General features: G+C 38.8%; 2 protein-coding genes. Both read right to left on the bottom strand.

The genetic code is table 11. The features are described from left to right. The coding region (locus AC1DND_RS26365) for a RagB/SusD family nutrient uptake outer membrane protein (RefSeq protein ID WP_477585627.1) at positions 1-641 on the bottom strand (641 nt) is incomplete at its 3' end. A gap of 12 nt (positions 642-653) precedes the next feature. Next, positions 654-2,128 (bottom strand): SusC/RagA family TonB-linked outer membrane protein (locus AC1DND_RS26360; protein ID WP_477585625.1); only part of this gene is annotated, 1,475 nt, incomplete at its 5' end.

The following is a 2,128-nucleotide window of genomic DNA, read 5'->3' as shown; positions in this document are numbered from 1 at the left end:
CCATAATCCTGTTCTGCATAATCAGTGGTAATGGGTAAAATATTTGCTGCAGCATCAAGCTCAGCCGTGATGTAATTAACGGATTCGTCAAATGATGACCGGGGAAGATCGATCACATCGGTAATGCCGTAAACATTATCACCTTCAAGCGGAATTCCACCAAAATTGATCAGCAGCAAGTGATAGTACCATGCCCGCAAAAATTTCAATTCGCCGGTAATACGTTTCTTCTTCGCTTCTGAAAGTGGAATAACGGGCAATTTAGATAACATCAGATTTACCCTACGGATATTGGCATACGGGGTTGTCCAAAAATCAGGCAAACTACCCCCACTCCAAAAGTTGGTTGGCGAAAGTGTCCCATTGTACATGATCACTGCATTCTGTGTTGGTCCTGAATAGGCATATTCCGCATCATCGGTAGCCATTTCGGTATTTCCGTGGCTGCTAAAACGCCCTTTTGCAAAACTATAAGACGAACTGCTATAAATCTGGGTAAGAAAACGGATAGATTTTAAACTATCTGAAAACACTGAAGCTTCAGTTTCTCCAGTATCCGCTTTACTATCTAAGAAATCGCTATTTTTTTTACATGCTGCTATTGAAGCACATAAACATATCATTAATATTATTTTTTTCATGTCAATCAATTATCAAAACGTAACACTTAAACCTAAATTGATCATTTTTTGTGGTGGATATTTAATTCTGTCCTGCCCTGAATTCGATTCTGGATCGAATTGATAACGTTTATCCAAGCTCGACCAGGTGAGGAGATTATATCCATTGATGTAGGTACGAATGCTTTGTACTTTTAATCTTTCGGTCAGCTTTTGAGGAAAATTATAACTGAACTCTGCATTTTTTAAGCGGAGATAATTCCCTGATATCATCCAGAATGTAGATGGATAAGCAGAAGGACTGCTTAAACCAGGACTTAAAGAAAGTAATGGATATTGTGCTGCATCTCCCAGTGCTGGTGTCCATGAGTTTTGGTGGATCGAAGTTAAATTTGAGGAAAATGCCTGAATGGCTTCTGCCACCCCACGAACATTAAAGTTGGTTGCGGCCTGAAACAATAAACTTAAACCGAAGTTTTTATAATTGGTTCGAAGTTCCAAACCGTAGTTTGTGTTTGGTAAATTCGGATCTCCATTTATAGACATATCATAACCATCAWTTTTACCATCACCATTTAAATCGGCATATTTTAAATCGCCAATTCTTGGTGCAGTTTGAGGAACCGGACTTGAAGCAATTTCAGCTGCCGAAGTATAAAAACCAATCCACTGATAGGTTAAGATCTGGCCGATACTGTTACCTGTAAATGCCTGATAAGGGTAGGCTGGCAGAGGTTCATCACGATAAAGGATTTTATTTTTGGCCAGTGAATAATTTGCCCTCACAGAGAAATCAACATTGCCAATTTTATCCCTGTAGCTCATTTCGATCTCACCACCCTGATTTTGTACTTTACCCAAATTTACCGGTGGCAGGCCCACACCAAAAATTGATGAAACTGTACCTCTTGAAGTTAAAATATCGCTTCTTACATTGTGGAACAAATCGATTGAACCTGTGATCTTGCTTCCGAAGAGACCAAATTCCATCGCTACGTCTGTTTTCTTTTCCTTTTCCCAGGTTACATCATCATTACCCAATGTACCTTCTGAAATTCCGGTTTGTGTATTGTCTGAATAACCAAAAGATGCATTACCTCCATTGCTGTAATTTTGTTGGTAGTAATAGTTAAAACCATCGCCGATGCGGTCGTTACCTACAATACCGTAGGAGCCTCTAAACTTTAAAAAATCGATGAACTTTACGTTATCCTTCCAGAATTTCTCGTTCGATACCACCCATCCGGCAGATGCCGCCGGAAAAAAACCATACTTTTTCTTGCTCACGAAACGATCTGAACCATTGTAAGCCGCATTAAACTGAAATAAATATTTATCATCATAATCATAACCTACACGACCGGTATAACCTTTAAAGTTGTTTGGCACAAAATTGTAAACCGCATTATCATTGTATTTGATTACCGTATTGATATTGGTTAATGCTGTTCCATAAACGTGGTGGCTGTTAAAACTTCTATCGTAATTTAATATGGCCTGGGTAGTTA

Source organism: Pedobacter sp. 01N416, from assembly GCF_056399685.1.
Note: the sequence above shows the minus strand (reverse complement) of the source record. Positions and strands in the feature narration are given on the sequence as shown.